The following is a 245-nucleotide window of genomic DNA, read 5'->3' as shown; positions in this document are numbered from 1 at the left end:
TCTGTTCCTTCTGTTAAACTTGCTCCTGCTGGTAAAGTAGTTGTATCTACTACGATATCTACTGTTCCTGCTGGTACTCCTGAAATAGTATATGTTCCATCCGCTGCTGTTGTTGCTGTTGGCTCTCCTGCGTCTAATACGCCATTGCCATCTAAATCTGCAAATACAGTTACTGGAGAAGTAAATCCGGTTTCTGTTCCGTTTTGTATTCCATCACCATCTTCATCGTTATATACGGTTCCAGT

At 42.0% G+C, this 245-nt stretch carries 1 protein-coding gene; it reads right to left on the bottom strand.

Annotated features, from left to right (window positions below; translation table 11 throughout):
- Positions 1-245 (bottom strand): hypothetical protein (locus ACVCXO_RS00340; protein ID WP_452227612.1); only part of this gene is annotated, 245 nt, incomplete at both ends.

The organism is Lacinutrix sp. MEBiC02404, assembly GCF_053601575.1.
Note: the sequence above shows the minus strand (reverse complement) of the source record. Positions and strands in the feature narration are given on the sequence as shown.